At 69.0% G+C, this 24,208-nt stretch carries 20 protein-coding genes and 1 pseudogene; 10 read left to right on the forward strand and 11 right to left on the reverse strand.

Annotated elements, in window-relative coordinates; translation table 11 throughout:
* Positions 1 to 20 precede the first annotated feature (20 nt).
* The 3 genes from AC1PK7_RS14755 to prmB are packed head-to-tail and all read right to left on the reverse strand — an operon-like array spanning position 21 to position 3,091.
* Entirely contained in the window at positions 21 to 1,058 is a 1,038-nt protein-coding gene (locus AC1PK7_RS14755) for a 2-hydroxyacid dehydrogenase (RefSeq protein WP_481098616.1), read from the reverse strand.
* Positions 1,051 to 2,154, reverse strand: a complete 1,104-nt coding sequence (gene aroC / locus AC1PK7_RS14760) for a chorismate synthase (protein ID WP_481098617.1) — start codon at positions 2,152 to 2,154, stop codon at positions 1,051 to 1,053. The genes AC1PK7_RS14755 and aroC overlap by 8 nt, the downstream gene beginning before the upstream one ends.
* Positions 2,155 to 2,164: 10 nt before the next feature.
* A complete protein-coding gene (prmB, locus tag AC1PK7_RS14765) occupies positions 2,165 to 3,091 on the reverse strand; it encodes a 50S ribosomal protein L3 N(5)-glutamine methyltransferase (protein ID WP_153751851.1) in 927 nt (308 codons plus the stop codon).
* A gap of 79 nt (positions 3,092 to 3,170) precedes the next feature.
* On the opposite strand from prmB, the gene AC1PK7_RS14770 reads away from it, so the two are divergent.
* Together AC1PK7_RS14770 and asd are read left to right on the forward strand one after the other, a co-directional pair.
* Positions 3,171 to 3,821, forward strand: coding sequence for an SCO family protein (locus AC1PK7_RS14770; protein WP_010340523.1), 651 nt, complete (start codon positions 3,171 to 3,173; stop codon positions 3,819 to 3,821).
* Positions 3,818 to 4,663 (forward strand): archaetidylserine decarboxylase, encoded by an 846-nt coding sequence (asd, locus tag AC1PK7_RS14775; protein ID WP_481098618.1) that lies wholly within the window; start codon positions 3,818 to 3,820, stop codon positions 4,661 to 4,663. Before AC1PK7_RS14770 ends, asd begins: the two co-directional genes overlap by 4 nt.
* A 595-nt stretch (positions 4,664 to 5,258) precedes the next feature.
* Here the strand turns inward: asd and AC1PK7_RS14780 are convergent.
* Positions 5,259 to 6,857, reverse strand: a complete 1,599-nt coding sequence (locus tag AC1PK7_RS14780; protein WP_481098619.1) for a transglycosylase SLT domain-containing protein — start codon at positions 6,855 to 6,857, stop codon at positions 5,259 to 5,261.
* Positions 6,858 to 7,189: 332 nt separating this feature from the next.
* Here AC1PK7_RS14780 and AC1PK7_RS14785 point away from each other — a divergent pair, with 332 nt between their 5' ends.
* Both AC1PK7_RS14785 and AC1PK7_RS14790 read left to right on the forward strand, forming a co-directional pair.
* Positions 7,190 to 8,695, forward strand: coding sequence for a helicase HerA-like domain-containing protein (locus AC1PK7_RS14785; protein ID WP_420007462.1), 1,506 nt, complete (start codon positions 7,190 to 7,192; stop codon positions 8,693 to 8,695).
* A 58-nt stretch (positions 8,696 to 8,753) separates the two neighbouring features.
* Positions 8,754 to 9,206, forward strand: a complete 453-nt coding sequence (locus tag AC1PK7_RS14790) for a GFA family protein (protein ID WP_481098620.1) — start codon at positions 8,754 to 8,756, stop codon at positions 9,204 to 9,206.
* 130 nt (positions 9,207 to 9,336) lie between these two features.
* Here the strand turns inward: AC1PK7_RS14790 and AC1PK7_RS14795 are convergent.
* A pseudogene (locus tag AC1PK7_RS14795) lies at positions 9,337 to 9,588 on the reverse strand (NUDIX hydrolase); the annotation flags it as partial.
* Between the two features lie 270 nt (positions 9,589 to 9,858).
* Between AC1PK7_RS14795 and AC1PK7_RS14800 the strand changes: the two are divergent.
* Complete coding sequence (locus AC1PK7_RS14800) at positions 9,859 to 11,139, forward strand: hypothetical protein (RefSeq protein WP_481098621.1); 1,281 nt, start codon at positions 9,859 to 9,861, stop codon at positions 11,137 to 11,139.
* 54 nt (positions 11,140 to 11,193) lie between these two features.
* On the opposite strand, the gene AC1PK7_RS14805 is transcribed toward AC1PK7_RS14800, so the two are convergent.
* The gene (locus AC1PK7_RS14805) at positions 11,194 to 12,633 is read right to left on the reverse strand and encodes a rhomboid family intramembrane serine protease (protein WP_481098622.1); all 1,440 of its coding nucleotides are present in this window, start codon (positions 12,631 to 12,633) and stop codon (positions 11,194 to 11,196) included.
* A gap of 108 nt (positions 12,634 to 12,741) precedes the next feature.
* Between AC1PK7_RS14805 and greB the strand changes: the two genes are divergently transcribed.
* Complete coding sequence (gene greB, locus AC1PK7_RS14810) at positions 12,742 to 13,248, forward strand: transcription elongation factor GreB (RefSeq protein ID WP_019801381.1); 507 nt, start codon at positions 12,742 to 12,744, stop codon at positions 13,246 to 13,248.
* A gap of 42 nt (positions 13,249 to 13,290) precedes the next feature.
* Here the strand turns inward: greB and rimO are convergent, their stop codons facing one another.
* The gene (gene rimO, locus AC1PK7_RS14815) at positions 13,291 to 14,679 is read right to left on the reverse strand and encodes a 30S ribosomal protein S12 methylthiotransferase RimO (protein ID WP_481098623.1); all 1,389 of its coding nucleotides are present in this window, start codon (positions 14,677 to 14,679) and stop codon (positions 13,291 to 13,293) included.
* Positions 14,680 to 14,836: 157 nt separating this feature from the next.
* Between rimO and AC1PK7_RS14820 the strand changes: the two genes are divergently transcribed.
* The 3 genes from AC1PK7_RS14820 to AC1PK7_RS14830 are packed head-to-tail and all read left to right on the forward strand — an operon-like array spanning position 14,837 to position 16,111.
* A complete protein-coding gene (locus tag AC1PK7_RS14820) occupies positions 14,837 to 15,499 on the forward strand; it encodes a dienelactone hydrolase family protein (protein WP_010340513.1) in 663 nt (220 codons plus the stop codon).
* Between the two features lie 8 nt (positions 15,500 to 15,507).
* A complete protein-coding gene (locus tag AC1PK7_RS14825; protein ID WP_481098624.1) occupies positions 15,508 to 15,915 on the forward strand; it encodes an HIT domain-containing protein in 408 nt (135 codons plus the stop codon).
* 28 nt (positions 15,916 to 15,943) lie between these two features.
* On the forward strand, positions 15,944 to 16,111 hold the full coding sequence (locus AC1PK7_RS14830) for a LiaI-LiaF-like domain-containing protein (RefSeq protein ID WP_003467495.1): 168 nt from the start codon (positions 15,944 to 15,946) through the stop codon (positions 16,109 to 16,111).
* Between the two features lie 132 nt (positions 16,112 to 16,243).
* On the opposite strand, the gene AC1PK7_RS14835 is transcribed toward AC1PK7_RS14830, so the two are convergent.
* From AC1PK7_RS14835 to apbC, 3 genes are all read right to left on the reverse strand, one after another.
* Positions 16,244 to 16,771 (reverse strand): RDD family protein, encoded by a 528-nt coding sequence (locus tag AC1PK7_RS14835; RefSeq protein ID WP_481098625.1) that lies wholly within the window; start codon positions 16,769 to 16,771, stop codon positions 16,244 to 16,246.
* A 40-nt stretch (positions 16,772 to 16,811) separates the two neighbouring features.
* Positions 16,812 to 17,384 carry a dCTP deaminase gene (gene dcd, locus AC1PK7_RS14840; RefSeq protein WP_017911332.1) on the reverse strand — a complete coding sequence of 191 codons (573 nt, stop codon included), beginning with the start codon at positions 17,382 to 17,384 and terminating at the stop codon, positions 16,812 to 16,814.
* A 128-nt stretch (positions 17,385 to 17,512) separates the two neighbouring features.
* Complete coding sequence (apbC, locus tag AC1PK7_RS14845; RefSeq protein ID WP_420007470.1) at positions 17,513 to 18,364, reverse strand: iron-sulfur cluster carrier protein ApbC; 852 nt, start codon at positions 18,362 to 18,364, stop codon at positions 17,513 to 17,515.
* Positions 18,365 to 19,134: 770 nt separating this feature from the next.
* Between apbC and AC1PK7_RS14850 the strand changes: the two genes are divergently transcribed.
* The gene (locus AC1PK7_RS14850; RefSeq protein ID WP_209248364.1) at positions 19,135 to 21,894 is read left to right on the forward strand and encodes a TonB-dependent receptor plug domain-containing protein; all 2,760 of its coding nucleotides are present in this window, start codon (positions 19,135 to 19,137) and stop codon (positions 21,892 to 21,894) included.
* 316 nt (positions 21,895 to 22,210) lie between these two features.
* Here the strand turns inward: AC1PK7_RS14850 and AC1PK7_RS14855 are convergent, their stop codons facing one another.
* Positions 22,211 to 23,776, reverse strand: coding sequence for a tetratricopeptide repeat-containing sulfotransferase family protein (locus AC1PK7_RS14855; protein ID WP_481098626.1), 1,566 nt, complete (start codon positions 23,774 to 23,776; stop codon positions 22,211 to 22,213).
* Between the last annotated feature and the right edge of the window lie 432 nt (positions 23,777 to 24,208).

A 24,208-nucleotide genomic window follows, 5' to 3' on the forward strand; every position in this document is an offset into this window, starting at 1 on the left:
CGCGCGGCGCCGCAGGCTCCCTATCGTTTTTTGTCCGCGATCGCCCGCGCGCCGCCACCGGCCGCGGCGATCGCGTCCAGGTTCAGCGCATTGGGCGGGCGTCCGGCGTCGGCGCCGACGCCCAGCGCGGCGAGCAGGTTGTCCACCGCCAGCGCCACCATCGCGCGGCGCGTGGCCACGCTGGCGCTGCCGATATGCGGGGTCAGCACCACGTTGCGCAACGCCAGCAGCTCGGGACGGATCGCCGGCTCGCCTTCGAACACGTCCAGTCCGGCCGCGGCCAGGCGCCCGTTGGCCAGCGCGTCGGCCAGCGCGACTTCATCGACCAGGCCGCCGCGGGCGATGTTCACCAGGGTGGCGGTCGGCCGCATCTTCGCCAGTGCGGCGGCGTCGACGATGTGGTGCGACTGCGCGCTGTACGGCAGCACCAGCAACAGGTGGTCGGCGCGTGCCAGCAGTGCATCGAAACCGACGTACTCGGCGCGATGCGCACGCTCCACCTCGGCCGGCAGGCGGCTGCGGTTGTGGTACAGCACGCGCATCGAAAAGCCGGCGGCGCGGCGCGCGATGGCCTGGCCGATGCGGCCCATGCCGAGGATGCCGAGGGTGCTGCCGTGGACATCGGCGCCGAGCATGGTCTGGAACGACCACTGCTGCCACTGGCCCGCGCGCAGCCAGCGCTCGGCCTCGCCGACGCGCCGCGCGGCGGCCATTAGCAGGGCGAAGCCGAGATCGGCGGTGGTCTCGGTGAGCACGTCGGGGGTGTTGGTGGCGACGACGCCGGCCGCGCTGAGCGCGTCCAGGTCCAGATTGTTGTAGCCGACGCCGACGTTGGCGATGGCGCGCAACCGCGGCGCGCCGGCGATTTCGGCGGCGCCGATGCGTTCGTTGAGGGTGACCAGGGCGCCGTCCAGCGGCGCCAGTGCCGCGGCCAGGTCCTGCGGCGAATACCTGGTCACGTCCGCGGTGGTGGTCAGCGCGCAATACTCGCCGAGCCGTGCGACGACGTCGTCGAACAGCGGCTGGCTGACCCACACCCGCGGCCGCGACTCAGCCATCGCCACCGCCGGGGATGCGCGGGGTCACCGTGCCGACATCGCCGCATTGCGCGCGGTGGCGCAGCGCCTGGTCCATCAGCACCAGCGCCATCATCGCCTCGGCGATCGGGGTGGCGCGGATGCCGACGCAGGGGTCGTGGCGGCCGGTGGTGATCACGTCCACCGCCTGCCCGTCCACGTCCACCGTGGCGCCAGGCAGGCGCAGGCTGGAGGTGGGCTTGAACGCCACCGAGACGACGATGGGCTGGCCGGTGGCGATGCCGCCGAGCACGCCGCCGGCGTGGTTGGACTGGAAGCCGTCCGGCGCGATCAGGTCGCGGTGCTGGGTGCCCTTCTGGGTCACCGCGGCGAAGCCGTCGCCGATCTCCACGCCCTTGACCGCGTTGATGCTCATCATCGCTGCGGCCAGTTCGCCGTCGAGCTTGCCGTAGATCGGCTCGCCCCAGCCTGCCGGCACGCCATCGGCGACCACGGTCACGCGCGCGCCGATCGAATCGCCGGACTTGCGCAGTGCATCCATGTACGCCTCCAGCTCCGGCACCTGCGGCGCGTGAGGCCAGAAGAACGCGTTGTCCTCCACCGCGTCCCAGGCGAAGCCCTGCGGCAGCAGCGGCCCGAGCTGCGACAGGTAGCCGCGCACGCGCACGCCGTAGCGCTGTGCTAGCCACTTCTTGGCGATGACGCCGGCGGCCACGCGCATGGTGGTCTCGCGCGCCGACGAACGCCCGCCGCCGCGCGGATCGCGGATGCCGTACTTCTGCCAGTAGCTGTAGTCGGCATGGCCCGGGCGGAACTGCCGGGCGATGTCGGTGTAGTCCTTGCTGCGCTGGTCGGTGTTGCGGATCAGCAGGCCGATCGGGGTACCGGTGGTGCGGCCTTCGTAGACCCCGGACAGGATCTCGATGGCGTCGGCCTCGCGCCGCGCCGAGGTGTGCCGGCTCTTGCCGGTGGCGCGGCGCTGCAGGTCGTGGGCGAATTCGCTGGCGTCCAGTTCCAGCCCGGGCGGGCAGCCATCGACCACGCAGCCGATCGCCGGCCCGTGCGATTCGCCGAAGGTGGTGACGGTCAGCAGCTTGCCGAAACTGTTCGCGCTCATATCGCTTGCGTCACCGGTCCGCAGCCAGCGCGGCGATGCGTGCGTGGTGCGCGAGCAGTTCGCTGCGCTCCACCGCGAAGATGCCCATCTGCCCGACCTTGAACTCGACCCAGGCGAAATCCACTTCCGGCAGCAGCTGCGCCAGCGCGCGCTCGGACTCGCCGACCTCGCAGATCAGCAGGCCGTCCTCGCTCAGGTGCGCCGGCGCGTCGCGCAGGATCTTCAGCGCCAGGTCCAGGCCGTCGTCGCCCGCGCGCAGGCCCAGCTCCGGCTCGTGCGCGTATTCCGGCGGCAGCGCGTCGGTCTCGGCATGGGTGACGTAGGGCGGATTGGTCACGATCAATTCGTAGCGACGCCCGCCCAGCCCGGCGAACAGGTCGGACTTGACCAGTTCGACGTTGTCGGCCAGCAGCCGTTCCTTGTTCTCGGCGGCCAGGCTCAGCGCGTCGTCGCTGATGTCGACCGCGTCCACCTGCCAGTTCGGGTTGTAGTGGGCCATGGCGATGGCGATGCAGCCCGAGCCGGTGCACAGGTCCAGCGCGCGCTCGACCGGGCGCCCGGCCAGCCACGGCTCGAAGCCGGCCTCGATCAGCTCGGCGATCGGCGAACGCGGCACCAGCGCGCGCGCATCGCTCTTGAAGCTGAGCCCGGCAAACCAGGCCTCGCCGGTGAGGTAGGCGGCGGGGATGCGCTCGGCGATGCGGCGCTCGAACAGCGCCAGCACCTGCGCCTTCTCCGGCGTGGTGACCCGCGCGCTGCCATAGGCCGGGCCGAGGTCGTGCGGCAGGTGCAGCGCGTGCAGCACCAGTTGCGTGGCCTCGTCCAGGGCGTTGTCGTAGCTGTGGCCGAAGCTCAGCCCGGCGGCGTTGAAACGGCTGGTGCCGTAGCGGATCAGGTCGATGATCGTGTGGAGTTCGGCGGCCGCGTCGGCAGTCATGGCAACAGGCAAGGCAATTCGGCCCCCGATTATAGAGGCCCGGCCGCTATGATGAGCGTTCGTTGCATGGGAAATCAGTATGTTCAACCGCACCTTCGGCATCGTCCTGGTGGTTGCCCTGGCCGCCGGCCTGGGGCTGCTACTGGCCCAGAAGTACTTCGGCGGCAGCGCCGCCCCGGCCTGGCCGGAGACCCGCACGGTGCGCATGTACCCGCAGCCGCGCCCCCTGCCCGACTTCCACCTGCGCCAGACCGACGGCACGCCGCTGGTGCCCGGTGAGCTCAAGGGCCACTGGACCCTGGTGTTCCTGGGCTTCACCGCCTGCCCGGACGTGTGCCCGACCACCCTGGCCGACCTGGCGCGCGCGCAGAAGCAATGGGAAACGCTGCCGGACACGCTGCGCCCGCGCGTGCTGTTCGTCTCGGTCGACCCGCAGCGCGACACCCTGCCGCGGCTGGGCGAGTACGCGCACGCCTTCCACAAGGACACCATCGCCGCTACCGCCGACGTGCCCGAGCTGGAGCGCTTCGCTACCGCGCTGGGCTTCGTGTTCCAGAAGGTGCCGGGCAAGCATTACGCCGAGAACCCGAACGACTACAGCATGGACCACTCCGCCGCGATCGCGGTGCTCGACCCGCAGGGCCGCCAGGCCGGGCTGATCCGCCCGCCGTTCGACGCCGCGGCGATCGCCGCCGACCTGCAGGCGCTGACCAAGGCCACCGCCCCATGAGCCTGACCACCCGTTTGACTTACGTGTTGCCGCACCGGCTGCTGTCCTCGCTGGCGCGACGCCTGGCCTATTCGTCGCGGCCGGGGCTCAAGCAGTGGCTGATCGACACGGTGGTGCGCCGCTTCGGCGTGGACCTGAGCGAGGCCGCGCAGCCGGATGCGACCGCCTACCCGACCTTCAATGCCTTCTTCACCCGTGCGCTGAAGCCGGGCGCGCGCGTCGCCGATCCCGATTCGCAGGCGCTGCTGATGCCGGCCGACGGCCGCATCAGCCAGCTCGGCCGGATCGAGGATGGGCGCATCTTCCAGGCCAAGGGGCAGTCGTTCACCGCCGCCGAGCTGCTCGGCGACGACGCGGCGGCGGCGCCGTTCGCCAATGGTCTGTATGCCACCGTGTACCTGTCACCGCGCGACTACCACCGCGTGCACATGCCGTGGACCGGCACCCTGCGCGAAACCGTGCACGTGCCGGGGCGGCTGTTCAGCGTCGGCACCGACGCGGTGCGCACCGTGCCGCGCCTGTTCGCGCGCAACGAGCGCCTGGTCTGCCATTTCGACACCGACTTCGGCCCGATGGTGTCGGTGATGGTCGGCGCGCTGCTGGTGTCCGGCGTGGAAACCGTGTGGAGCGGCGTGGAGATCCCACGCTACGCCGATCGCATCACCCGCAAGGATTGGCGCGGCAAGGGCATCACCCTGCAGCGGTTTGAGGAAATGGCGCGCTTCAACTACGGCTCCACGGTGATCGTGCTGCTGCCGCCGGGCGTGGCCGCGTTCGATCCGGCGCTGAAGGCGGAATCGCCGGTGCGGCTGGGGCAGGCGCTGGCGCGGTTGGTGCGCTGAGGTGCGGGGGCCGCGCTGCGGCCCTTTCTTTTGAGGAGCGCCTTGTTGGAGGGACTTCACTCCCGACGCGCTGGCGGTGAGAAAACCCGGGCTTGAAATGGGTGCTGAAAAGCCACACGCGCCAGCACTGCGGTCGCCGTACCCTCATCCGGCGCTTCGCGCCACCTTCTCCCGAGGGGAGAAGGGATTGGTCAGCGCTTGTCCCTAACAGCCAGTGCTGCGGCGACCACTACTGTGGGAGGGACTTCAGTCCCGACGCATTGCCGCTGAAAGACAGCGAGCTCGCGATGGATGGCTGAAAAAAGCCGCGCGCGCTGGCACTGCGGCTGCCGCACCCTCATCCGGCGCTACGCGCCACCTTCTCCCGAGGGGAGAAGGTATTGGTCAGCGCTTGTCCTAACAGCCAGTGCTGCGGCGACCACTACTGTGGGAGGGACTTCAGTCCCGACGCATTGGCGGTGGACGGGCCACCTACCTGCAATGGATGACGGTAAAACCACACGCCTAAGACTGCGAGTGGCCCCACGCGCATCCGGCACTGCGCGCCACTTTCCCCCGAAAAGGGGGCCATGGTCCCGGCGGGAGAAGGAACAGCCTACTTCTCGCAGCCCACCAGCTTCAACGACTGCCCCGGCTTCAGCGCATAACCCGGCGCACGCAAGCCGTTGGCCTTGGCCAGTTCCTTCAGGTCGCAATCGTGGCGGTCGGAAATCCGCCCCAGGGTGTCGCCCTTGGCCACGCGATAGTTGCGCACCTGCTTCTGCTTGGGTTTGGCCGGCGCGGGACGGCCGGTGGCCACCGTGGTCGGCACGCCGGCGACCGGGCTGACGTCGCCCACCGCCACGTTGCCGGTGAGGTCGGCGGCCGGCGCCGGGCCGCCGCTGCGCACCGCGGCGGTGACATCGGCGGTGATCAGCGCCCGCGCCAGGTCGGCGCGCGGGCCGCTGACGCAGTAGCGGTTGTACAGGCCGACGATCTTGGTGGTGGCGTTGATGGTCACCCCGGCCGGGATCCAGCCGTCCGGCTCGTAGCGCGGGTTGAGGTTGCGCAGCGCGCGCATGTAGCCGTCGCGGGTGCCGTCGCTGCCCAGGCAGATGGTCAGTTCGTAGATGGTGGTGGACTTGGCCAGGCGCAGCGTGGCCGGCTGCGCATTGATCTTGGGGAAGGCCACGCCGTACTGCTGCGGGTGCAGGAAAATCCACGCCGCGGCGATCACCATCGGCACGTAGTCCTTGGTCTCGGCCGGGAACTGGTTGTACACCGAGGCGTCCCAGAAGCTGCGCCCGGGCATCTGGTTGAACACGCGCGCGGCGCGGCCTTCGCCGCCGTTGTAGCCGGCCAGGGCCAGTTCGACGCTGCGGTTGAGCTCGGCCATGCGCTCGTTGATGTAGACCGCACTCGCCTCGGCGGCGCTGCGCGCGTCGTAGCGGGTGTCGAAGCCGGTGCCGTCCGGGCCCAGGCCGAAGCGGCGCCCGGTGGCCGGCATGAACTGCATCAGCCCGGCGGCGCCCACCCGCGAATTGGCGTGCACGCGGCCGTTGGATTCCTTGGCGATGATGCCGAACAGCAGCGCTTCCGGCAGGCCGCGCTTCTCCCATTCCGGCCACATGACCGCGCGCAGGTTCTGGTAGTTCTCGTAGCTGCTCATCAGCGCCGGGCGCATGTCGGTGAGCCAGCGGCGGATGCCGGCCTGCACCGCCGGGTTGTACTCCACCATCGAATCGAAGGCGTGGCGCTTGTCGTTGAGCAGGCGCGCCGCACGCGCGGCTTCCGGCACGTCCGCGGCCAGCGGGCTGATGTGGTCGGGGTCGGCCTGCAGCGGCGCGGAATCGTCGTCGGCGGCATCGGTGTCGCTGGCCTGGCCCTGCGCATCGGCCTTGGCCTTGAGCAGGCGCTTGTACGCGCCCAGGTAGGTGCCGACCTCGCAGCCGCGCTGCTTGATGCAGGCCTGGATCACGTCCTCGATGTCCTCCAGCGCGGCGTCGCTTTCCTGGGTGCCCTTGGGGTCGCTGTTGCCGACCAGCACCATGGCGTCGTTGTAGCGCTTCTCGGCGGCGGCCAGGCGCTGGTCGAGGACGGCGATGGCGGCCTGGTCGCGGGCGGACACGCGGGCATGGGCGGCAGGAGCGGTGCAGGTCAGCGCCACGGCAGCCGCGACGGGCCACGCGTGGGTGAAGCGGAACGGAAGGGGCATGGTGGGACGCGGCGACGGAAAGGCCGCAGGGTAGCCCCCGCCGTCGCGTCGCGGCAAGGTCGCCGCGGCCGCGACCCGGCCCGCGGCGGGCCGACGTTCATGGCCGGCGGGCATCCCGCGCTGCAGCACGGGCATCGCGTGCGAACCCGGGCAACGCTGTTTGCGGCGGCACGCGCCGGCGCTGCCGCCGCGAACGGCCGGACACGGCAAAGGCCGCTTTTCGCGGCGCTGCCGGCCGCTGTACGGCGGCGCGGGCGCGCCCAGGACAACGCGGACGCGTTCGGCCTTCCGCGAACGCTCTAGAATCCAGCCATCTCATTGCGGACCCCGATATGGACCCGATCCTGCTAGGCAAAGGCGTGACCGACGACATCGCGGTGCTGCTGCAACCGCGCCTGGGCAACCGCCACGGCCTGGTCGCCGGCGCCACCGGCACCGGCAAGACCGTGACCCTGATGACCCTGGCCGAAGGCTTCTCGCGGATCGGCGTGCCGGTGTTCCTGGCCGACGTGAAGGGCGACGTGGCCGGCCTGGCGATGCCCGGCGACGGCAGCGAGAAGGTGCTGCAGCGCGCCAGGGACATCGGCGTGACCGACTACGCGCCGGCCGCCAACCCGGTGGTGTTCTGGGATCTGTACGGCCAGCTCGGCCACCCGGTGCGCACCACCGTCAGCGAGATGGGCCCCACCCTGCTGGCGCGCGTGCTGGAACTGAACGACACCCAGGCCGGCGTGCTCGACATCGTGTTCAAGCTGGCCGACGACCGCGGCCTGCTGCTGCTCGACCTGGACGACCTGCGCGCGCTGCTGGCGCTGGTGGTGGAAGAGCGCAAGGACATCTCCACCGAATACGGCCTGGTCAGCGCGCAGTCGGTGGCGGCGATCCAGCGCGCGCTGCTGCGCCTGGCCCAGGACGGCGGCGAAGGTTTCTTCGGCGAGCCGGCACTGGACCTGGCCGAACTGATGCGGGTCGACCACGACGGCCGCGGCGTGATCGGCATCCTCGCCGCCGCGCAACTGGTGCTCAAGCCGCGGCTGTACTCGACCTTCCTGCTGTGGCTGCTGTCTGAACTGTTCGAGCGGTTGCCCGAAGTGGGCGACCTGGACAAGCCCAAGCTGGTGTTCGTGTTCGACGAGGCGCACCTGCTGTTCGACGACGCGCCGCCGGCGCTGGTGCAGCGCATCGAGCAGGTGGTGCGACTGATCCGTTCCAAGGGCGTGGGCGTGTACTTCTGCTCGCAGTTCCCCGACGACGTGCCCGACAGCATCCTCGGCCAGCTCGGCAACCGCGTGCAGCACGCGCTGCGCGCCTACACGCCGCGCGACCAGAAGGCGGTGCGCACCGCCGCCGAGACCTTCGTGGCCAATCCCAAGCTGGACGTGGCCAAGGCCATCTCCCAGCTCGGCACCGGCGAGGCGCTGGTGTCCACGCTGCAGGACAAGGGCGTGCCATCGCCGGTGCAGCAGACCCTGATCGCGCCACCGCGCTGCCGCATGGGCGCGATCACCGAGGCCGAGCGCGCGCAGGTGCGCGCCGGCAGCCCGGTCGGCGCGCGCTACGACACGCCGGTCAATCGCGAATCGGCGGCGGAACTGCTGGCGCGCCGCGTCGAGCAGAGCGCCGACCGCAGCGCCGCGCCGCCGGCACGCACCCGCGAACAGGACGAGGCGCAGGACAGCGGCTTCGGCCAGGCGGTCAAGGACGCGGTGTTCGGCACCAAGCGCCGCCAGGGCATGCTGGAGGCGATGGCCAAGCAGACCTCGCGCACCATCGGCAACCGCATCGGCCAGCAGATCGTGCGCGGCATCTTCGGCAGCATCTTCGGCGGAAAGCGCTGAGCGCGGCCGACGCCAAAGCAGGCTCCAGCATGGACAGGAACGCGATGAGCGCCTTGCAATGATGTCGCGGCCAGACAAGCCGACAACGCTCCAGGGAAGCTGCCACTGCGGCTGCCTGACCGTCGCGTTCTCGACGGATCAAGCGGCCGGGGACATCCATCCGCGCGCGTGCGACTGCAGCTTCTGCCAGAAGCATGGTGCGGCATACGTTTCCGATCCCGCCGGCACACTGCGGCTGACGGCCACGCATGCCGAGGCCGTGCATCGTTATCGCCAGGGCGCAGAGGCCGCCCAATTCCAGCTGTGCCGCCAGTGCGGGGTGCTGGTCGCGGTCACGTTCGAGCATCAGGGGCGGCTTTACGGTGCCGTCAATGCCGGCTGTCTGAACAAGACGCCGGCGCTGGGGGCTGCAGTGCCGGTGTCCCCGCAATGGCTGGATGCTGAAGCAAAAATGGCCCGATGGCGGCAGGCGTGGGTGCCGGACGTGCAATGGGTCATCGCTGACACCTGAGCATGCCTGGCGCACACGGTCGCCACCAGTGATCGACAGGCCCGGCGTGTAGAACACTGGATACGCGGTTAGGCGCGGCCTTCGATCCTGGCGATGCCACGCGCAGAGACAAGGAACCGACAACGCCACGCTAGGCCAGCAGCCCGTGCAGCTTGGCGTACTGCAACAGCATGATGGTCTTGGCGTCGGCGATCTCGCCGCTGTCGATCATCGCCAGCGCGGCATCGAGCGCCAGCTCCAGTACCTCGATCTCCTCGCCCTCGGCAGCAATGCCGCCGCCGGCGCCGACCTTGTCGCGGTCGACGTATTCGCCGACGAAGAAGTACAGCCGCTCGGTCACCGAACCCGGACTCATGAACGCCTCGAACACCTTGCGCACGTTAAGGAAGAATCCAAGCGAAGCTCCAAGGGGGAATGGGGGAATGCGCAGCGCGTGTGCACGACCATCGGCATGGCATTGCGCTGTCCACGCTCGGGCGCAGTGTAGCGAGCCGGCGCACGGCGACGGCGGCGTGGAACGCGCGTTGCGCAGTCGACCACACAATGGCTGCAGGCAACCCAAGGGCCCCACCAGAGGTTTGCCCGGCGGCCCACGATTGCGCGCGCCGCGGCCGACCCGCACAATCGTCGCACTTCGTAGACAGGGGGCGTCATGGAAGACCGTCGTCGCGCGGGCGCACGCCGCGCACATCGCAGCACACCCGAGCCGTTCTGGGCGCGCACCCGCGCCATCGCGCTGTATCCGTTGCACGGCGGCGCCCTGTACGCGCTGATCGCGCTGACCCTGTGCAGCCTGCTGGGCCTGCTGCCGGGCATCGGCTGGATCCTGGGCATCGTCACCACCCTGGCGATCTACAAGTACGCCTTCGAGATCCTGCGCCACACTGCCGACGGCTACCTGGACGCGCCGGAACGCGGGTTCGACATCGGCGACGGCGTGGTCGTGCGGCTGTTTGCGCTGATGATCTTGCTTGGCGTGGCCGTGTTCGCGGCGCTGCTGCTGACCGGGCCGGTCGGCGGCCTGCTGATGCTGCTGGCGGTGGTGCTGCTGCAGCCGGGCTTCCTGATTTCCCTGGCGATGGACGGCAGCCTGCGCCGTGCGCTGAACCCGGCCGTGTCGATTGGCCTGGCGCTGCGCATCGGCTGGCCGTACCTGGCCGCGTTCGGCCTGCTGTTCGTGATCCAGGCCAGCGCGCTGGGCGCCGCCGCCTGGCTGCAGCGCGCCCTGCCGCCGCTGGTCGCCGACCTGGCGGTCACCGTGGTGACGATCTGGGGCCTGTTCGCGGCCTTCCACCTGATGGGCCATCTGGTCTACCAGTATCACGCGGTGCTGGGCTACGAACCGGCCGCCGACGCGGCAGGTGCGTTCGGCCGGCACGATCCGGACCAGCGCGTGCTCGACGAGGCCGAACACCTGGTGCGCGACGGCCATACCGAGGACGCCCTGCAGGTGCTGCGCAGCGAAGTGCGCAGCCGCGCGGTGAACCTGGGCGTGCACGAGCTGTACCAGCGCCTGCTGCGCGGCAGTGCGCGTCACGACGAACGCCGCGAGCATACCCGCCAGTACATCCACCGGCTGCTGCAGGAAAAGCAGGAACGGCGCGCCCTGGCGCTGCAGCGCGAAGCGCTGGACACCGATTCCGATTTCGCGCCGCTGCTGCCGGAACAGGCCACACTGCTGGCCGAACGCGCGCAGCTGGCCGGACAGTTCCGGCTCGCCGCCGACGGCCTGCAGGCCGCGCTGCGTGCCTGGCCGAAAGCGCCGGAACGCAGCGCCTGGTCGCTGCAGGCGGCGTTGCTGCTGGCCGAACGCTTCGGCGAAGACGCGCAGGCCCGCGAGCTGCTGGAGGACGCGCTGAACCGCTGCGACGACGAGGTACAACGCGGCAAGCTGCAGGCGGCGTTGCGCGCGGTGACGATCGCGCCGGTCTAGCGCCGGTCGCGCGGGGCGCGCCACCATGCTCCGCTTCCGTGCCGGGCCGCACCCTCACGCGTTGGCAAGCAGGAACCGCGCCTTGTCCGCCTGCGGCAGGTCCGGATAACGCGCGACCAGCGCCTGCAGCACGCGCCGCCACTCCGCCGTGGCCTGGCGTTCGCCATGGCCCAGCGCCAGCCGGAACCAGGCCTGCGCCTGCTGCTCGCGTGGCGAGACCGCATCCTGCGCCAGCAATGCCTCCACCTCGGCCAGCATCCCCAGCGCCATCCAGCGCGCGAACACCGCCGCACGCGTCGACGCATCCAGATCGCCGGCCGCGGCAAGCACTGCCGCCTGCTGCTGCGCCTCCTGCACGGACGGCGCCGCCAGGCGCAGCACGTCCAACGCGCGCAGCCGCGCCGTCGCGACCTGGCCGGCGTTGGCGGCCAGGCGATAGCGCGCCAGCGCCACATCGAAGCGCTGCGGCGCTTCGGCAGCCAGCGCGTCCAGCAGCGCGCCGGCCTGGAGGTGTTCCATCCGCCCCAGATGCGCCTGCGCGCGGTCCCAGCGGTCGTCGGCCGGCATCCCGTCATCGTCGCGCAGAAACGCCTCGCGCGTCTGCCCGGTGGCCACCAGCACCGCGCCGAGCAGTGCGCCGACCACCAGCCCGCCGGCATGCGCGTCGAAGCCGATGCCGGCATCGCCGTTGCACAGCAGGTTGTACAGCTCCCAGCCCAGCCACAGCGGCAGCAGCACGATGGCCGGCGCCCGCACATAGTCGAACAGCACCGCCACCCAGTAGAAGAAGCGCACCGGACGCCGCCCCCACACCACGCAGAATGCGCCCATCAGCGCGGCGATGGCGCCGGACGCGCCGAGACCGGCGCCGGCCTCGCCCCAGCGCCACCACAGGCTGGCCGCGCTGGCGCCGAACGCACCGAGCAGGTACACCGCCAGGAACCGCCAGCCGCCGATCGCGCCTTCCAGCAGCGTGCCCAGCGCCAGCAGGAACAGCATGTTGCCGATCAGGTGCATGGCGTCGGCATGCAGGAACGCAGCACTGAGCATGCGCGCCGGCGCCCATTCCGAGCTGCGCTGCACATGGCGCAGGGTGAACACGCGCTGCAGCAGCGCGTCGTAGTGCGCGCGCAGCGGCGCCCAGGCTTGCTGCGCATCGGCGTCCGCGAAGACGCTGCCATCGCGCATGGCCTGCACGAAGCGCACATCGTGCAGGGTGGCGGTGCCGACGAAGGCCGTCCGCTCTGCCGCTGGCATCTGCTGCAATTGCGCGAGCGGCGCGCGCTGACCGCTGCGTTCCAGGTAGCGCGCATAGGCCGGCGTTTCCAGCGCGCCGAGTCCGGAGTCCGTGTAGTAGTGCTGCGCCTGCCGCAACGGCGTCGCGTCCTGGCGCTGCCAGCCGACGTAGACCGCGACATTGAGCAGGATCAGCAGCAGCGTGACCAGCGGAAGGTTGTCCCGCGACAGCGGCTTGTGCAGCGGCAGGATCAACATCGGGCGACGTCCATGTGCGGGGCGGCGCCAGCTTCGGCCATCGCCTGCGGGTGCGCAAGCCGCAGCCACGCGCTAGCATCGCCACCCCGCTCCACCGCAGTCGTACCGATGAGCCGTTGGCGTCCCCCTGCCGAAAAAAGCACCGCCCTGATCACCCCGGAAGGCCATGCCCGGCTCAAGGCCGAGCTGGACGAACTGTGGCGGGTGCGCCGCCCCGAGGTGGTCAAGGCGCTGGCTGCGGCGGCGGCCGAGGGCGATCGCTCGGAGAACGCCGAGTACACCTACCGCAAGAAGCAACTGGGCGAGATCGACCGCCGCGTGCGCTACCTGAGCAAGCGCCTGGAAGCGCTGCGCGTGGTCGCCGAGGCGCCGTCCGACCCGCAGGCGGTGTTCTTCGGCGCGCACATCGAGCTGGAGGATGCCGACAGCGGCGAACTGCGCCGCTATCGCATCGTCGGCCCGGACGAGACCGACGCGGCGCGCGGCTGGATCAGCATCGATTCGCCGCTGGCGCGGGCGCTGCTGAAGAAGCGCGTCGACGACGAAGTGGAAGCGCAGCTACCCGGCGGCCGCCACAGCTTCGTGGTGGTGGCGGTGGACTACGCCACGCCGTGAGCGCGCGGCGCCAGGGCGCCACGCGTGCCGCCGTCTGCGACCTCAGAGCACCCGCAGATCGAGCGGCTTTGCCGACGACGCCTGCGCCGGCAGCCCATCGCCGAACAGGTCGTGCTCGTCGCTATCGATGATTTCGACCTGCACCAGGTCGCCCGGCTTCAGCCCGAGTTCGCCGCCGTTCTGGATATGCACCAGGCCGTCGATCTCCGGCGCATCGGCCTTGGAGCGCGCCACCGCGATGCCGTCTTCCAGCAGGTCGACCAAGCATTCCTGCACGCTGCCGATCTTGGCTTCCAAGCGCGCGGCGGAAATCGCCGCCTGCCGTTCCATGAAGCGCGCCAGCCGCTCCTGCTTGAGTTCTTCCGGCACCGGATCCGGCAGCGCGTTGGCGCTGGCGCCTTCCACCGGCGAATAGGCGAAGGCACCGACGCGATCGAGCTGCGCCTCGTCGAGAAAATCCAGCAACTGCTCGAACTCGGCGTCGGTCTCGCCGGGGAAGCCGACGATGAAGGTCGAACGCAGGGTGATCTCCGGGCACAGCGCACGCCAGCGCTGCACGCGCTCCAGGGTGCGCTCGACCGCGCCCGGCCGCTTCATCAGCTTGAGGATGCGCGGGCTGGCATGCTGGAACGGGATGTCCAGGTACGGCAGCAGCTTGCCCTCGGCCATCAGCGGGATCACGTCGTCCACGTGCGGGTACGGATACACGTAGTGCAGGCGCGCCCACGCGCCCAGTTCCGACAGACCCTCGCACAGCGCCTTCATCCGCGTCTGGTAGCTGCGGCCGCGCCACTCGCGCTCGGCGTACTTCAGGTCCACGCCATAGGCCGAGGTGTCCTGCGACACCACCAGCAACTCGCGCACCCCACCCTTCACCAACCGCTCGGCCTCGCGCAGCACCTCGTCGACCGGGCGCGACACCAGGTCGCCGCGCATCGACGGAATGATGCAGAAGCTGCAGCGGTGATTGCAGCCTTCGGAGATCTTCAGGTAGGCGTAATGCCGCGGCGTCAGCTTGACCCCGATGTCGTCCTCGCTGCCGCGCGCGCGCGGCAACAGGTCCACGAACGGATCGTGGCGCGGCGGCAGCGCCGCATGCACCGCTTCCATCACGCTCTGGTAGTCCTGCGGACCGGAGACCGCCAGCACGTCCGGATAGGCCGCGCGGATCTGCTCCGAACGCTTGCCCAGGCAGCCGGTGACGATGACCTTGCCGTTCTCGGCCATGGCCTCGCCGATCGCCTCCATCGACTCGGCCACGGCCGAATCGATGAAGCCGCAGGTATTGACCACCACCACGTCGGCCGCGTCGTAGCTGGGCACGATCGCATAGCCCTCCACGCGCAGTTGGGTGAGGATGCGTTCGGAATCGACAAGGGCCTTCGGGCAGCCGAGGCTGACGAAGCCGACTTTGGGGGTCGCGAGAGACATTGGGGCCGGGGTCCGGGGGCCTGGGAGAAAAACAGCGCGCGAAGTATACCGGGCCGGGGCCGCCGGCGCGGCCCGGCCCCGGTGTGCGCCCGCTCACCCCGGCTTAGCCTGGGCCATGGATAATCCGCCGCTTCCCCCACGCCACAGGAACGCCGCTATGGGTCACTGGACCACCCTCGACACCGCTCACGGCCAGGTCTCCGCCTGGCATGCCCTGCCCGAGGGCACGCCGCGCGGCGGCCTGGTCGTCATCCAGGAAATCTTCGGGGTGACCGACTACATCCGCGAGGTCGCCGACCGCTACGCCGCCCACGGCTATGAGGTGCTGGCGCCGGCACTGTTCGATCCGGTCGAGAAGGACGCGCAGCTGGCCTATGACCAGGACGGCGTGCGCAAGGGCCTGGAGCTGGTCGGCGCGCTCGGCTTCGACCGCGCCCTGGACATCGTGCAGGCGGCCGCGCAGGCGCTGGCGCCGGCCGGCAAGGTCGGCACCCTGGGCTACTGCTGGGGCGGCAGCGTCGCGCTGCTGTCGGCGCTGCGCCTGGGCCTGCCGTCGGTGAGCTACTACGGCGGCCGCAACACCCAGTTCCTGGACGAGACGCCGAAGGCGCCGGTGCTGTTCCACTTCGGCGCGCAGGACGGCAGCATCCCGGCCGAGTCGATCCAGCAGCACCGCGAGAAGCTGCCGCAGATGCAGACCTTCGTGTACCCGGCCGGGCATGGCTTCGACCGCCATGTTGATCCGAACCACTACGACGCCGACAGCGCCGAACTCGCCCGCGAACGCAGCCTGGCGTTCCTCGCCGAGCACGTGGGCTGAGCCGCGGCATGACCGACTTCGTCCTCGACCCGCGGCTGCAGGCCGACAGCGCGTTCGTCGCCGACGGACCGCTGTCGCAGGTGCGACTGATGGACGACGCGCGCTTCCCATGGCTGCTTCTGGTGCCGCGAGTGCCCGAGGCCAGCGAGTGGATCGACCTCGACGGCGGCCAGCAGCGCCTGCTGCTGGCTGAGATCAACCAGCTCTCGCAGCTGCTGCGGCAGGAGCCGGGCGTGCACAAGCTCAACATCGGCGCACTCGGCAACGTGGTGCGGCAACTGCACGTGCACGTACTGGGGCGGCATCCGGGCGATGCCGCCTGGCCCGGCCCGGTGTGGGGCAGCGGCACCGCACAGCGGCTGCCCGCCGAAGAACTACAGGCGCGTGTTGCGGCGTGGCGCCAGCGGCTACGATAGGCGCCCTTTTTACGGAAGCCGCGCCTCCATGAAATCCAATGTGATCGCCGCCATCGTGCTGATCGTGATCGGCCTGGTGTTCCTGGCCAACAACCTGGGCTGGACCAACCTGAGCCTGGGCCGGCTGATCGCCACCTGGTGGCCGGCGATCCTAGTCGCGGTCGGCGTCGGCATGCTGTTCGGCCGCGGCAAGTAGGTGGAGCCGGGATTGGGGATTTGGGAGTGGGGATTCGCGAAAGCGATCCCCCAATCTTAGCTGCTACGTCGCGCTAGCTGCTTTCGGGAGCGGCCCCTGCAAACGCGGGGGCGCCGTGTTGCGACTGCGGACTCAGCGGCGGACGTTGACCACGCGGGTGCCGGCGATCAGGTCGTGCAGGCAGCGCTTGTCCTGGCGGAAGATGAACAGCGTGTCCACCAGCACATAGATGCTGCCCAAGATCGGCACCAGCGACAGCAGCTGGGTCGGCAGATACCGCAACGCGATCAGACGCCAGAACGGCGGCTGCCCGCCGTCCAGGTCGGCGATGCGGATCCACAGCAGCTTCTTGCCCCAGGTCTGGCCGCTCTTGGCCAGCGGGTAGCCCTGCACCAGCAGGAAGATCACCATGCCCAGCACGCCGTAGCCGAACGTGGTCAGGAACGGCAGCTGCACGCCGCTGCGCGCGGCCTCCATGATCTTGCCGAAGTAGCCGGTCAGCGCCGCGACCGGCAGGAACGTCGCCAGCGAAATCACGCCGTCGATCAGTGCCGCACCGAGGCGCTCGCCACGGCCAGCGAGGACCTCGCCGCCGGCGGTGCCCGGCAGCGCTGGCGGCAATGCCGCGTCGGGGGCCTGGTAGGGATTGGGGTCGTTCATTGCGCGCTCCTTGTGCGGCCGGAAGGAAGGGGATGGAAAGTCAGGTCCTGGGCAGGGTCACGCCGGTCTGTCCCTGGTACTTGCCGCCGCGATCCTTGTAGCTGGTCTCGCAGACGTCGTCGGCATCGGACTGGAAGAACAACATCTGCGCCACGCCTTCGTTGGCGTAGATGCGCGCCGGCAACGGCGTGGTGTTGCTGAACTCCAGGGTCACGTGGCCTTCCCACTCCGGCTCCAGCGGGGTCACGTTGACGATGATGCCGCAGCGCGCATAGGTGCTCTTGCCCAGGCACACCACCAGGGTGTCGCGCGGGATGCGGAAGAACTCCACCGTGCGCGCCAGCGCGAAGCTGTTGGGCGGGATGATGCACTCGTCGGCCTCGATGTCGACGAAGCTCTTGGGGTCGAAATGTTTGGGGTCGACGATGGTCGAGTTGATGTTGGTGAACACCTTGAACTCGCGCGAGCAGCGCACGTCGTAGCCGTAGCTGGAGGTGCCGTAGCTGACGATGCGCTGGCCGTCGACCTGCTTGACCTGACCCGGCTCGTAGGGCGCGATCATGCCGTGCTGTTCGGACATGCGGCGGATCCAGCGGTCGCTCTTGATGCTCATGGGGCTTTCCTGATGCGGTGGCGGCGGCCGCAGCCTGCACGCCGGGAACGCAGCCGGCAAAGGGGCCGGCCGCAATGACCGGCGATTCTACCGGTCGCGGGGCGTTCGCGGCAGGCGCCGCGTGCCGCTCAGCGCAGGGCCGCGGAGATCGGGATGGCCGCGCGCGGGCGCTTGCGCAGTTCTTCGGTCAGCCGCTGCGCGGTGGCCAGGTAGGCCTGCGTCGCGGCCGAGTCCGGTGCCGCGGCCACCACCGGGGTGCCGGCGTCGCCCTGCTCGCGGATCGCGATCGCCAGCGGCAGCGACCCCAGCAGCGGCACACCGTACTGCTGCGCCATGCGCTGGCCGCCGCCCTCGCCGAACAGGTGCTCGACATGGCCGCACTGGCTGCAGGTATGCACCGCCATGTTCTCGACGATGCCCAGCACCGGCACCTCGACCTTCTCGAACATCTTCAGCGCCTTCTTCGCGTCCAGCGTGGCGATGTCCTGCGGGGTGGTGACGATCACCGCACCGGCCACCGGGATCTTCTGCGCCAGGGTCAGCTGGATGTCGCCGGTGCCGGGCGGCAGGTCGATCAGCAGGTAGTCCAAGTCGTCCCACAGGGTATCGGCGAACAGCTGGGTCAGCGCCGAGGTCGCCATCGGGCCGCGCCAGATCATCGGCGTGTCCTGGTCCACCAGCAGCCCGATCGACATCGCCTCGATGCCGAAGGCGCGCATCGGCTCGATGCTCTTGTCGTCCGGACTGTCCGGGCGCCCACTCAGGCCGAGCATGGCCGGCACGCTGGGGCCGTAGACGTCGGCATCCAGCACGCCCACGCGCGCGCCCTGGCGCTGCAGGGCCAGGGCCAGGTTCACGGCGGTGGTGGACTTGCCCACCCCGCCCTTGCCGGAGCCGACGGCGATGACGTTGCGGATGCGCGGGTGCGGGGCGAGCTTGGGCTGGACGGCGTGGGCGGGGAGACGCGGGCGTTCGGTCATCGGAAAACTCAACAGGAAGCGTCGGCAGCGCACACGGGCATGCGCAGGACAGAAAGGAACATGGACCGCGGCAGGAATGCCGCTGGCAGCGGCAGCGGCGCGGGCCGCACAGACATGACTATACAAGTGCCTCGCCACACGGTCCCGCGCTGCCGCCGCCGCTGGCGCGCGCGCCGGCCGATCTTGCGCAAATGGCGCCTGGCACCGACGGCCGTCGGGCGTTTCGCCCCTGACCATGCGCGCCACGAACACCGGCCCACACAGGCACAGGATCGCCTTGCACGATGCCGGCGTCCCCAGTGCGCCCACCCAACGCCCCACGATGGCGAATCGCACTCACCGAAATGGTGCGTCAGCGGCATCGCCTCCCTGGCGACGATGCCGACGCGCGCCAGTCGGCGCGGGCCTTCCGGGGCACAGCCGGCTCCGAGACGTCCATGTTCAGCAACCTGCACAACAAACGCCCCGTAATGGTGCATAGCAGCGCGAAATTTGTCTACACAGGTGCCAGTACCCGGCGTTCGCCGACATTTCCCGCCTGATCGCGGCACTTTTCGTCCGTAGACGAAAAAAGTGACACCCATGTACAAACGGTGTTAAGTCCGTGTTACGTTTGGGTTGGTCGCAGGATGCGATCCCACTTTCAAGGCACATGTCGCGGCACGAGGCCCCTCGCCTTATCGATTGATTTTCGGGGATAGAGAAAGATGACTGCTCGTCATACTCGTAGTTTCAAGCACAGCCACCTGAGTGCCGCACTGGCCTCCGCCATGCTTGTCCCGGCCGCGTTCGCCGCCTTCGCGCAGGACGCCACGACCGACGGCAAGACCGACAAGGCGACGGATCTGGAAAAGATCACCGTCACCGGCTCGCTGATTCCGCAGACCGAGATCGAGACCGCCACCCCGGTCACCACGATCAATGCCGAAGAGATCAAGGCGCGCGGCTTCAGCACCGTCGCCGACGTGCTGCAGAAGAGCTCGTTCGCCACCGGCGGCGTGCAGGGCGGTCAGAGTTCGGGCACCTTCACCCAGGGCGCGAAGACCGTCAGCCTGTTCGGCCTGCCGCCGGGCTACGTGAAGTACCTGATCGACGGCCGCCCGATGTCGAACTATCCGGCCCTGTACAACGGCAGCGACACCTTCAACAACATCAGCGGCATTCCGATCGACCTGGTCGACCGCATCGAAATCCTGCCGGGCGGCCAGTCGTCGCTGTACGGTTCCGACGCGATCGCCGGCGTGATCAACGTCATCCTCAAGAAGAAGATGGACGGCGCGGTGTTCAGCATCCGCGGCGGCGGCTTCTCCGAGGGCGGCGGCAGCAACTTCCGCGCCACCTTCGCCGACGGCTGGACCTCGGCCGACGGCCGCACCAGCATCCTGGGCGGCGTGCAGTACGAAGAGAAGGATCCGATCTGGGCCTACCAGCGCGACGAAACCAAGCAGTTCAACACGCAGGGCTACACCGCCCAACTGCCGAGCCGCGACTTCCTGGTCTACAGCCCGTTCACCAGCTACAAGTTCCTCGACCCGAACAACTGCAACAACGTGTCCGGCCTGTTCGGCGGCACCATCGCCAAGCAGCAGCGCCGCGGCTTCGGCGACGAGTACTACTGCGGCTCCAAGTACACCCCGGGCTACCGCACCCTGGATGCCGGCAACAAGTCGCTGCAGGCCTACATCCACGGCACCCATGACCTGAACGACAACGTGCAGCTGTATGGCGACGTGCTCTACAGCCACGACGAGGTCAAGTACAACGCCGGCTCCAACTACATCTGGTGGGGCACCGCCGCCGACTTCGGCTACTACTACGATCCGAACGTGGGCGACCTGCTGAACCTGCAGCGTTCGTTCGCCCCGGAAGAAATGGGCATCAACGGCATCAAGGACACGATGAGCCGCGACAAGAGCGACTCGGTGCGCGTGACCTTCGGCGCCCAGGGCCAGCTCGGCCAGTCGAGCTGGGACTACGATGCCGGTGTCACCTACACCCAGTACAAGCTGGAAGAGCGCCAGTTGGTCCGCTACAAGAACGCGATCGACCAGTTCTTCGTCAACCGCGTGCTGGGCCCGCAGCTCGGCCTGGATCCACTGTACGGCGCCTATCCGGTGTACTCGCCGAACTACGCGGCGTTCTACTCGCCGATCAGCCAGGCGGACTTCGCCAGCTTCACCGGCCAGGCCACCAACAAGAGCAAGACCTCCGACGGCATGATTCGCCTGCAAGCCACCAACGCCAAGCTGTTCAGCCTGCCCGGCGGCGATGCGGGCCTGGCCGTGGTCGGCGAGTACGGCAAGCAGAAGTGGGACTACGATCCGGATCCGGTGATCCTCAACGGCGAAGTCTGGGGCCTGACCTCGGTGGCCGGCGGCGGCCAGCGCGACCGCTACGCGCTGACCTCGGAACTGCGCATGCCGGTGTTCGACCCGCTGACCATCACCCTGGCCGGTCGTTACGACGCGTTCAAGGCCAGCGGCCGCACCATCGACAAGCCGACCTACAGCATCTCGCTGGAGTACCGTCCGTTCGAGACCCTGCTGCTGCGCGGCAAGTACGGCACCGCGTTCCGCGCGCCGACCCTGTCCGACCTGTACCAGGGCCAGAGCGGCTACTACAACAGCGTCATCGACTACTACCAGTGCGCGCGGCGCGGCTACCTGCCGGGCAACACCGACAACTGCCCGGCCGCCTACTCGAGCCGTCAGTTCCGCGGTACGCAGTCCGGCAACCTGGACCTGAAGCCGATCAACGCCGACGTGTGGAGCGCGGGCTTCGTGTGGTCGCCGGTGGACCGCATGGCGCTGACCGTCGACTACCTCAACTGGGACATCAGCGATGAGGTCACCCAGCAGAGCGCCAATGCTCTGAGCCTGCAGGATTACCGCTGCCGCGCCGGCATCGACGATGCCAACTCCGCGCTGTGCCAGGCCACGTTCGCCCAGGTCACCCGCAACACGGCCGGCCAGATCACCAACATCTACACGCCGAAGGTCAACGTCTCCAACCAGAAGCTTGAAGCGGTCACCGCCTCGTTCCGCTATGGCTACGACTTCGGCCGCTGGGGCGACCTGAGCACCATCGCCAGCTACAGCGAGAACCTGCGCCACAAGTACGTGCGCTACGCGGGCGACACGCCGGTCGACCTGCTGAACGATCCGTACTGGAGCACCGACCCGAAGCGCAAGGCCGACGCGTCGCTGACCTGGGACATCGGCAAGTTCTCGACCACCTGGTACGCGAGCTGGTTCGACAAGACCCCGAACTACGCCGCCACGATCAGCGCCGATGGTTATGCGGCTCCGCGCGCCGGCAAGCTGCCGTCGCACATCACCCACAACGCCAGCGTGACCTACAAGGCGTTCGAGGGCCTGGAGCTGTCGCTGATGGTGACCAACGTGTTCAACAAGATGCCGCCGTTCGACGCGTCCTACCCGGGCAGCGCGCAGTGGGCGTACAACGAATACAACTTCGATGTGTACGGCCGTGCGTACTACCTGGAAATGCGTTACTCGTTCGGCAAGTAAGAACGCGCGCATGCAATGAAAGAACCCACCCGCAAGGGTGGGTTTTTTTATGCACGATGGATCGTGGACCGGCGGTCCTGCCCTCGCATGTCGCAGCCGGCAGGCAGCGCGATCGTCGGGATCGTCACGCCGCGGCATCACTCCGGCGCGTCGGCGCCATGGATTGGACGCGGCCCCGCTCATCCAACCGCATGCGTGACGGACGAGTCACGCGCCCCGTGCGCGCGTCAGCGCCGGTGCGCGACAAGGCACGCGCAGGCATCGCGATGCGCGGCCAGGACCGTGGCGAGCAACCGCGCGCCGGGCCGCCGCGACGCTACGGATAGAACCCCGACAACAGCGCCTTCAGCTCGTCCAGATCCTCGCCGTAGCGCTGCCAGCGCCCCATGTAGGAACGCGTCATCGACGTGCGCACCTGCACCACGCTGGCGGTGGCCACCGGCGCCTGGTTCTGCTCGAAATGCAGGCAGGCGTCGTCCCAAGGCAGGCCGCAGAACTCCAGCAGGCGGCGCGTGGTCGGCTCCTGCGCGGTCACCAGGTCCTCGTAGTCGACCTGCAGGATGCGCTGCGGCAGCACCGCGTTCCAGTGCGCCATCAACCGGTCGAACATCAGGAAGTAGCGGCCGACGTCCATCAGGTCGAAGGAATAGTCGTAGTACGGCGATGACAGCGCGAACAACTGGCGGAAGTTGCTCAGACAGGTATCCATCGGGTCGCGCCGCAGGCACACGATCTTCGCCCTCGGCAAGGCTCGCGCGATGTGGCCGGCGTAGAGGAAGTTGTGCGGCAGCTTGTCCACGAAGCGTGGCTTCAGCGCGGTGCCGGGGCGCGTGGATTCGACATAGCCACGGCCGAGCGCGCGCCAGTCCAGTCCCTGCACCTGGCTCAGTGTGGCGACGTCGAGGATCTCGGGCGACGGCGTGCCGGTCAGGCGCTTGAGCACCACCGAGAAGTTCTGCAGTTCGCCCGCCGAGTGCACCTGCGGATGGCTGGACAGGATCCGGTCCACCAGGGTGGTGCCGCTGCGCGGCATGCCGATCACGAAGATCGGCTCCTCACTCTCGAAGCCCGCCACCGGCGCATCGTCGGCGCGGAAGGTCCGCTCCAGCGCATCGAACAGGCGCGCATCGCGCTCGGAGGTGTAGCCGCGCGCCCGCTTGTGCACCGACTTGCCCTGCACATAGCCACGGAAGGCCGCGCGGTAGTCGCCCAGATCCTCGTGCTCCTTGGCCAGCGCCAGGTTCAGGTACAGCACCGCGTCCGGATCGTCGCCGGCCGACGCCAGCGCGGCCTCGAGCAGGGCCAGGTTGTTCTCTTCCGGCGTCCACTTGCGCAGCTGCGACAGCGACAGATACACCTTCCAGTAGCGCGGCTCCAGCGCCAGGCAGGCGCGGTACTCGGCCTCGGCCTCCTGCAGCCGGCCGGAGAACAGCAACGAGGTGCCCAGGTTGTAGCGGAAGCTGGCCTGCTGCGGTGCCGCCTGCACCGCACGCGTGAATGCCTGCAGCGACGCAGCGTGTTCGTTGACCTGGCTGTAGACCACACCCAGCGTGTCCAGGGTATGCGCATCGGTGGGTTGCAGCGCCATCGCATGATCGGCGAAACGGTGCGCATCCTGCAGGAACCGACCCATCGCCAGCACCCGCGCCAGTTGCGCCGCGTAGTCGGCGCGCTCGGGATTGAGGGTCGCGGCCTGGTGCAGGTGCATGGCCGCGACCTGCATCTGCTGCAGCTCCAGCGCCGCCACGCCGGCGACGAAATGCACGCCCGGATGCTGCGGCAAGGCCTGCAGCAGATGTTGCGCGATCCGCTGCGCCTGCGGCCAGTCGCTGCGATTGAGCGCGGCGATGGCCTGGTTGTAGAGCTGAACCTGTTCGCTCATGGATGCGCCCGATCTCCCCTGGAAGGCTGGCCGCGTCGGCACGCAGGCACGCGCGGCGGTCTCCGATTATGACTGCAGCGCAGCATTCGCGTGCATGCGCAGCGGTCGCTGCCGACCGCCTGTGCGCAGCCGAAGCGCTGGCGAACAGGACGCGAGCCGGCGCCGAGCAAGCCGAAACAGCAGCGCGACAAGGAGTTACGTGAGGGAGCGCCGCAGCGAAGGCCACCCGGACGCGCCTCTACAGCAAGTCAGCTGCACCCACATGTCATGTAACGAAAATTTTTCGTTACTTTTCCGATTTGTTCATGCTACGGTCAAGAAACGTGAAACGGACCTCACGCTCTCTACACGTACCTGTCCAGGAAGGGACCTGGGTACTGCACATGCATCTAGGGGAAATTTGTCAATGTCAGTCAAAGCACCGACTCCCAA

It is taken from the genome of Xanthomonas sp. NCPPB 3174 (genome assembly GCF_056725205.1).